Origin of the sequence: Marinobacter persicus, from assembly GCF_002934325.1 — a bacterium.
Taxonomy (GTDB): domain Bacteria; phylum Pseudomonadota; class Gammaproteobacteria; order Pseudomonadales; family Oleiphilaceae; genus Marinobacter; species Marinobacter persicus_A.
Genome location: NZ_PTIV01000019.1, coordinates 61,077 through 69,338 on the forward strand (window position 1 = coordinate 61,077; position 8,262 = coordinate 69,338).

The 8,262-nt window shown below is 59.7% G+C and carries 8 protein-coding genes; all 8 read right to left on the bottom strand.

What is annotated here, in order from left to right:
* Nucleotides 1-25 precede the first annotated feature (25 nt).
* The 8 genes from prmB to BY454_RS10965 all read right to left on the bottom strand — a co-directional run bounded on the left by prmB (nucleotide 26) and on the right by BY454_RS10965 (nucleotide 8,032).
* Complete coding sequence (gene prmB / locus BY454_RS10930; RefSeq protein ID WP_104416507.1) at nucleotides 26-931, bottom strand: 50S ribosomal protein L3 N(5)-glutamine methyltransferase; 906 nt, start codon at nucleotides 929-931, stop codon at nucleotides 26-28.
* A gap of 68 nt (nucleotides 932-999) precedes the next feature.
* Nucleotides 1,000-2,202: a patatin-like phospholipase family protein gene (locus tag BY454_RS10935; protein ID WP_104416508.1), complete on the bottom strand. Its 1,203-nt coding sequence runs from the start codon at nucleotides 2,200-2,202 to the stop codon at nucleotides 1,000-1,002.
* Nucleotides 2,203-2,206: 4 nt separating this feature from the next.
* Complete coding sequence (locus tag BY454_RS10940; RefSeq protein ID WP_104416509.1) at nucleotides 2,207-3,118, bottom strand: DUF4892 domain-containing protein; 912 nt, start codon at nucleotides 3,116-3,118, stop codon at nucleotides 2,207-2,209.
* Complete coding sequence (locus tag BY454_RS10945) at nucleotides 3,111-4,031, bottom strand: alpha/beta fold hydrolase (protein WP_104416510.1); 921 nt, start codon at nucleotides 4,029-4,031, stop codon at nucleotides 3,111-3,113. The genes BY454_RS10940 and BY454_RS10945 overlap by 8 nt, the downstream gene beginning before the upstream one ends.
* Nucleotides 4,032-4,043: 12 nt before the next feature.
* Nucleotides 4,044-4,394, bottom strand: a complete 351-nt coding sequence (locus tag BY454_RS10950) for a PilZ domain-containing protein (protein ID WP_104416511.1) — start codon at nucleotides 4,392-4,394, stop codon at nucleotides 4,044-4,046.
* Between the two features lie 59 nt (nucleotides 4,395-4,453).
* Nucleotides 4,454-5,497 carry a DNA polymerase III subunit delta' gene (gene holB / locus BY454_RS10955; protein ID WP_104416512.1) on the bottom strand — a complete coding sequence of 348 codons (1,044 nt, stop codon included), beginning with the start codon at nucleotides 5,495-5,497 and terminating at the stop codon, nucleotides 4,454-4,456.
* Nucleotides 5,490-7,487, bottom strand: a complete 1,998-nt coding sequence (locus tag BY454_RS10960) for a transglutaminase TgpA family protein (protein WP_104416513.1) — start codon at nucleotides 7,485-7,487, stop codon at nucleotides 5,490-5,492. The genes holB and BY454_RS10960 overlap by 8 nt, the downstream gene beginning before the upstream one ends.
* A gap of 77 nt (nucleotides 7,488-7,564) precedes the next feature.
* Nucleotides 7,565-8,032: a DUF58 domain-containing protein gene (locus tag BY454_RS10965; RefSeq protein WP_258075629.1), complete on the bottom strand. Its 468-nt coding sequence runs from the start codon at nucleotides 8,030-8,032 to the stop codon at nucleotides 7,565-7,567.
* Nucleotides 8,033-8,262: the final 230 nt, after the last annotated feature.

Genomic DNA, 8,262 nt, shown 5'->3' on the forward strand with positions numbered 1-8,262 from the left:
TAACCAAGGATTTTAATATTCTGAATCAGTTGTTTCGGGCCTGCCATTCGCGCAGGTCGCGGGCGGTGATCAAAAATACGCCATCGCCGCCGTTCTCAAATTCCAGCCACGTCAGCGGCAGGTCCGGGTAGGCGTCGTCCATCGCGCCCCAGGAATTACCTACCTCCACGATCAGCAAGCCGTCTTCGGTCAGATGATCTGCCGCACCGGCAATGATGCGATGGGCGATATCCAGGCCATCGTTACCAGCGGCCAGGCCCAGGGCCGGCTCGTGATGATACTCGGCAGGCATGTCAGCCAGATCCTCAGCGTCGACGTAAGGCGGGTTGCTCAAAATGACATCGTAGCGCCCTTCAATACTCTCAAAAACGTCGGAACGAACGGTTTGAACCCGCCCTTCCAGGCCGTGAAGCTCGATATTGGATTCGGCTACCTGCAGTGCTTCGTCGGAAATGTCCGAAAGATCCACCTCGGCCTCATCAAACACGGTGGCCGCGCCGATTCCAATGCAACCGCTGCCCGTGCACAGATCCAGGATGCGCTCAACCTGGGTACCGCCAATCCAGGGCTGAAGGCCGTTTTCCAGCAGCTCGCCCAATGGCGAACGCGGCACCAGCACCCGCTTGTCGATGTTGAACGGCATTCCCATGAACCAGGCCTCGCCCAGCAGGTAGGCAATGGGCACGCGCTCGCTGATGCGCCTTTCGATGCGCTCAATGATGGTTTCCCGCTCAGAGTGGGTCAGCCGGGCATCCAGGAAAATCTGATTGTTCTCCAGCGGCAAATGCACGCTGCGCAGAACCAGATGCACTGCCTCATCCCAGACGTTGTCGGTACCGTGGCCAAAGTACAAAGGTGAGGCCGCAAACCGTGACGTGGCATAGCGCAGCAGATCGCGAATGGTATGCAGGTCTTCAACAGGGCTGGTCACAACGGGCTTCCTGACAATAAGAAATGGTGCGCGGCATTATACGCTGTTTGGCCGAAAACCTGCAGGTGTTAGAGCGACAAAGGTCCGGAACTGCTGTGTTTCTTTTCAAACCGGTCCAGCGACTCAGACATCCGGTCACGGCCCAGTTGTATCAATTCCGGGGCCTTGTGGTAGTCGTAGCTGCGGGATACATTTTTTGGCACATTAACCAGAAGATCCGGCGGATAGCCGGCAATTTTGTACTGCACCAGAGCACTCTGCATGGTTTCAATCGCCAGGTTCATGGCGTCAAACTTGCCGATACCCAGTTTGTCCCAGCCAATCGTCTCGAGCTTGCCCGCAGCGGGCTTATCGTCGGCCTGGGCCTTCTGTTTTTCCTGCGCCTGCCTGGCCACTTCCTGGGAGATCCTGTCTTCCGCATTGTCGCCGTTACCAGGCTTTCGAGCGGCCAGGGATTTTAACGAATCCCAGTCAAACCAGTGAGAGGCTTTATCCCGAATCGCGCCAAGACGGTTCTCCATGTCGTCGGCAGCCCCGCTTTGTTCGCCAAACACCGCATCCGGCAGACGTCTCATGCCGTCATCCTCGCCAGCCAGGTTCACCGCGACCACCATATCGGCATGGGCGGAGATGGTCGGGATAATCGGCAGGGGATTGAGTAAGGCACCATCCACCAGGACGCGGTTGCCCAGGATCAGGGGCGTGACCAGGCCGGGTATGGCAATGGAGGCTCTTATCGCGCGATCAAGCGGCCCTTCCTGGAACCAGATTTCCTTGTGGGCCAGCAGGTCGGTCGCCACAGCGGTGTAGGCAATGGGAAGATCTTCGATACGAATGTCGCCCAGGATCTCCCGGACCACGGAAAAGACTTTTTCACCCCGAATGGCACCCACGGCGCTGAAGGTCACATCCAGCAGCTTCAGCACATCAAGCTGGCCGAGGCCGGTAACCCAATCCTTGTAGTCCTGCATTTTGCCGGCCGCATACATGCCGCCAATCACGGCGCCCATGGAGCAACCCGAGATCGCGGTAATCCGGTAACCGCGCTCCTGCAGAACTTCGATGGCGCCGATGTGGGCGTAGCCTCTTGCACCGCCGCTACCCAGCGCCAGCGCCACGGTTTTGCCATCACCCGGTTGAGCTTTCCCGGCCGGAGCCTCTGATCGGGAGGCTTTACTGTCAGGGCCGTTCGAGACCACCTTCACGTCAGTACTCTTTTCACTGACCTCTTCCGGCGCTCCAGGGTCGTCCTGTTTGTCGTCGTCGGACATATCCCTACCTCTGCATCACCAGAATTTCCACCCGGTTGCCCTGGCGGTCCGGCCCCGGCACCTGCACACCTGGACCAACGGGCAGCTTACGAATCTGTTCGCGCCGAACGCCGGTTTTGGCCAGCAATTCGGCGAGTGAATCGATCGCCTCGGCAGCACGCTGCTTTGCCTGCTCGAAGCTTTCACCTTCCTGCGGTGCGCTGAAGCCCGCCAGGATCACCTCGGCACCCTCATCCGAGGCCCACTGCTGGATTTGCCGGCGCTCATTGGTCGGCAAATCAAACCGGAAGGTAATACTGCCTTCCCAGGGTACAATCACCGGCCCCTTCAAACGCTCCGGCAGCTGTGAGAACCGCGGGATGACCGCTCCCGACCTGACCGCCAGATGCTCCACCCAGACGTATTCCCGCAGATTACCCCGGGTCACGGTATACACGAGGGTCAGCCAACGCTGGCCACTGCTATCCATGGCGCCGGCCACCAGATAATCCTGATCCGCATCCCGGCCAAGCAGGGAGGACTGCTGAAATACCTGGTTCGCCCAGACGTTGCTCCGGCCACAGGCAACACCGGTACATTCAAAAATAATAGTAGCACCGCGCTCGTTCAGCGCCGCCAGGTAATGATCCCGGGCCGCTTCACGGCTGGCATCCCGGTACAACTCATACAAACGCCCTTCCCCGGTCACCGGCAGACGGGCCATGGCTTCAGAGCGAATTTCACTGCGGATTTCCCGAACGGGGCTGAACAATACCAGGTGGCCCGACGACTCGATACGAGTGGTGGATTCAAGCGTGGACTGCGGGAAAGGCGCCGGCGGCTCAGCCATGGGATTGGCCGCGGCAAAACCCGTGACCGTAAAAAGCCACAGAGTCAGAAGCCTGATGCCCATCCGAATCACAGTGTTTTCAAACATCCCTTAAAAACCTTTCAATTGCAGCAACGACCGCTTCCGGTTCGCCGTCCAGGTGACAGTGGTGTCCGCCCGGAACTTCGGCGATCTGGAGCCCCGGGATCAGATGTTCCCGACCGGACAGATTCCTGCGCTCGGCCAGCAGCCCATCGATCCCCTTAACAAACAGCGATGGTGTTGTTACGGCCGCCAGCGAGGCCTGGACCTGTTCTTCGGTCATCATCAGGGGCGATGGGTGACGGAGCCTGGGATCCGTGCCCCACACCAGTCCATTACCCTGTTTGCGCATGCTCCTGGACACCAGCGCCATCGCGGCATCACTACTGAGCGGACTGAATCCCCGTTCCCGAATCCGGGCCGCAGTGGCGAGATCGGGATAGATCACCGGTGAGGTGGAACCGCTCAACCGTTTACGAATCGCCTTGCGCAATTGGGGAATGGTTTCATCCGCGGAACGACTCAGGGCTCCCAGGCTATCGATCATTACCAGACGCCTCACCCGTTCCGGAAAAGCTGCGGCGTAGAGCGCGCATACAATGCCGCCAAGCGAGTGCCCCACCAGGTCCACCTGTTCCCTGCCCTGGGCCACCCAGTGGCTGTCGATCAACTCTGCCAGATCAGCCACGTAGTCCATCAGCCAATAGCCATAGCCTTCCGGTCGGTGCCCGGAATAGCCATGCCCGGCCATATCGATGGCATGCACATCGGTGTGCTTCGAGAGTTCCGGACCCAACCGGATAAAGCTCATGGCATTGTCCAGCCAGCCATGAAGCATCAACATCGGGGTGTAATCGGAATTATGGCACTGCGCCTTCCAGCTGATGCCGGCCAGTGTAATTGCCTGCAGCGGCCAGCGAACATCTTGCCCGCCCGCCAGAACATCCTCCGAACTGGAGGCGCACAGGACATCGGTCATGCGTAGTGGGTCCTACATTGTGTGGGTGGGACGATCCGAGCTCAGGGAACCGGCCAGGTAGGATTCGATTTTGGTGCGGGCAGTCTCATCGTCACCGTTGAACTGGACGCCAATGCCCGCAGCACGGTTGCCTTGAGCCCCTTTTGGGGTGATCCAGACCACTTTACCGGCCACCGGGATCTTTTCCGGCTCGTCCATCAGGTTGAGCAGCAGAAAGACTTCATCGCCCAACTGGTACTGTTTCTGGGTAGGAATGAACAGACCGCCCTGGCGAATGAACGGCATGTACGCCGCGTACAGGACCGCCTTGTCCTTGATGGTCAGGGTAAGAATACCGCTACGTGCTCCGAATCCGGGCCCCATATCAAACACCTTGATTTAACAAACATTTCACAATCATAGCAGCTGTCACCCGGGAAAGCTCAACCGGCCGCTGCCCGATTTGCCCGCTTGCGCGGCATTAAATCCCGCCAGGCCATCAGCAGACGGGTGGCCTCCAGTTCCACGCTGGCATTGTAAACCGAGGCTTCCCGGCTGTCGCGCACCTGTTGCAAGAGTTCGTGAGCGCGCCAGGGCGGGTTATTGCGGGCAAGAAACATCAGCATGTCGGACGCTTCGGGATCATTGGGCGCGCCTCCCGCTGCGCAGCGAGCCAGGTCGGCCGCCCAGGATTCAAACAACCAGAGCGCGTTGTCCATGCCAATTGCCTTGAATTCTTTCGCCGCTTCGCCGACGGCCACCTGCCCCTTCATGAACTGACGAAACGCCTCAAACGCTTTGTCACGTAGACCGGGGAACTCACCGGTGGCATATTCCAATGCCAACCGTGGCGCGTTGCCGGCCAGCATGAGACTTTTAGCCAACACCTCCGCGTCAGGACGATTCTCTTCCGGCAGTTCCGACACCCGGCTCGCAAGCCAGGCCTCTGCCTGTTCTGCCGAGGGCACGGGGATGGTCAGCGACTGACACCGCGAACGGATCGTGGGCAAGACCGGCCGACCACTTTCCTGCACCAGGAGCAGGGTGACATCCGGCAACGGCTCCTCAAGCGTCTTCAGCAAGGCATTGGCAGCATTAATGTTGAGCTGATCCGCCCTGTCGACAATCGCCACCTTGTGATGGGCAACCTGGGGAGACGCCACGGCGAACGCAGACAACGCCCGTATCTGATCCACCCGAACCATTTTTGACTTTTCTGGCGCGTAGATGCGTCGATCAGGATGGCTGCCCGCGGCGATCAACTCGCATTGTTTGCAATGGCCACAAGGCTCGGGAGCGCCAGGCTGGCGTTCGATGGGCGACTCACACAACAACAGCTCGGCCACGGTTTCGGCCCACAGGCGTTTGCCCACGCCACACTCGCCATTTATCAACAGGGCATGGGGCAGGCGATCAGAAACCAGCCGGTGCTGTATCACCGACCAGGCCTTGGCCGCCCAGGGCATGTTGCGGGCAATGTCAGTCATGGGCGTGTATCCCTGTCGATGATGAGTGCTTTTGACGCCGTTGGCGCTTCATGGTTTTCAGCAATTGCCTGAGATGACGGATTTCCAGGTCCGACGCCACTTCAGTCGGCTGGCTATAGTAATGTCTGTTCACCAAACGGGCAAAACTCCGGGCGCTGTCCGCTGTCGCTGGCAGCGCCTCGGCCAACCGTTCCGCAAGGACGTCAGGGGTTTCGCCGGTACGAACCGGTACCCCGGACTGCTCGCAAAACCGTTGCCAGGAACCAACAATCCGGCGGAACCGGTCCTGTTTCTGCCCCCGCTGGACCCTCATGGCGGACACCAGCGCTGCGACCAGCAACGCCAGACCGACAACACCGGCGGTGAGATATCCCAATTCTTTCAGGCCGATGCCCCCAGGCAGGCGGGACATCAGGTCCATCTGGCTCTGGCCCTGGTAACCTACCACCCAACGCTGCCATTGATAGTTAATGCGATCCAGCTGCAGCGCCGCCCACTGAAGCATCTCCAAATCGCCGTAGCGCTGGGGGGACATCAGGTCATCTTCCAGAAACGAGCCTTCTTCCTCTACTGCTTCACGAAGCCCGGATTCAATGCGCTCTGGCGCGATGGCGGCGGTCGGGTCCACGCGAACCCAGCCCCGCCCCTGTAGCCACACCTCTGTCCAGGCATGGGCATCATATTGGCGGACAATCAGGTATTCACCACCGGCTCCCGGTTCGCCCCCCTGGTAACCGGCAACAATCCGGGCCGGAATACCTGCAGCGCGGAACACAAAGGTCGCCGCCCCGGCGTAGTGCGCGCAGAAGCCCCTTTTTTCGTCAAACAGCAGGGCATCAATACCGTCGTCTGGCATTTCGGGTGGCCGCAAGGTGTAGTAATACGCCTGTTCCCGAAACCGTTGCAGCAATTGACGAACCACTGCTTCGGGGGTGCCGTCGCGGGCAAGTCGGGTGCCCAGCGCTCTCGCCCGGGGATTACCTTGAGCTGGCAATTGGAGATAACGACGGCGTTCAAACAACGAGAGGGATTGTGCCTGCCGGTTCTCGCCCTGAAGCTCAAGGCGATAACGTACCGAGGTATCAGCCGGCCGGCGGAACTCGAACAGGTTCTGGGCGGTTTCAACCAGGTTGTCCGAAACCGCCGAGGAATTTTTCAGGGCAAAGGCCCACTTGCGGTCCGTTGGCTCCAGCAAGACATCGTACTGGCCAGCCTCCAGGGTGCCGACACCACCATCCCGGGCTATCCTTGCCGGCCGCTGCGGTAGCTCCTGTTCGCTTCTGCGCCAGGTTTCATCATCCAGATAATCCAGGATTAGCCCGCGCCAGTATCGCTCCTGATAGGCCGGCGGCTCACCACCAAAGGTAACACGAAACGCTCTCTCACTGTTCTGTGCCAGATTCGAGATATCCCCCGGACGCATCGTATCCGAAAGGCCGGTGCGGGCCTGACCGGACACCATGGGCACGCTCCACAGAGGCGCCATGCGCGGAAAGAAGACAAAGAGCAGGATAACCACCGGCAGCGTTTTCAGGGTGAGCATCCCCAGCCGCTTCCAGCCATTGCGGGTGCCGGCGGGAAGATCCGGCGCGTTGAGGTGCTGCAGCCCAACCAGCAATAGCGCGATGGCACTGAAGTCAATCAATGCCCAAAGAATGGCCTGACGGAACAGGAAATTAACCGCGGCAAGGTACACCAGAATGAAAAACACCACGTAGAAATCGCGGGTGTTCCGGGTCTCCAGCCACTTCAGCCCAACCGCCAGAACAAAGAATGACGACGCAGTATCCACTGAAAAGTGGCCACGAACGGTGGCGATGTAAATGGCCATCAATACCAGCATGATGCCGATACGCAACCACCGGCCGGGCAACCGGAGCCGACCAGTTTGGGCAAGCCAGCGCCAGCCGGCAAGAAGCACGCAGGCCACCAACAACCAGGCCGGAAGACGATCCCACTGGGGCACCAAAAGAATGCCAAATGCGGCCATCAACCAGGCCAGCGCGGAACCCGGTAATACCTGGTCCCGGCTGTTTCGTTTTGCTCTTTGACCCCAAAGCGGTCGTTTCACGAAAGGCTCCCGGACGCAGGACGGTCAATTTCCGAACGGGTGCCATGAGAGAGCGCCTCGCTATCCCGGGGCTTTTCCCTGCCCCAGACAGCCAATGCCCTCAGACACCGCTGGGCGTGATGGCTACCGGTATCCGGCTCGATGATCTCGCCCGGCAGGTTCAGCCCAAATTTTGTCCCCTTGGCCGTCCGGTCGTGCACCATCCAGGCCAGGTAGCTCAACCTCAGTTCCGTGTCGACCCCCGGGAATGCCGAAAAATCCAGCCAGTTGGGACTGCCGCCCTGGGCTTCCCAGTCAGCCACCACCAACTGGCCGGTACGGGCGTAACGCTTCCACATGACCCGTGGGCTGAGGTCCCTTTCACGCCAGGGCCTCAAATCTGCCTGGTCCTGGCCCGCGGTCGGAGCAACACTGGTGGTTTCATCCGGGTCTTCACGGGTACCGGTAACCTCGGGGGCGGGCACTGGTCGCGGGGAAACGGTGCCAGCAGAGGCCGGCCTCAACCACGACCAGGCCTTAAGCAGACCAAAGGGGAAGCGGGTCTCGATACGTACTCGTTCAGGGCGCAGATAGCCCCGTTGAGCTGCCGGGATAGCTAACCCGGATTTCTCATGAGGAGGCGGCGTAAGGAAGGAAGAAGCGGCTGAAAGTGTTATGATTTCAAGCTCCTACACAAAAAACCAACACTAACAGC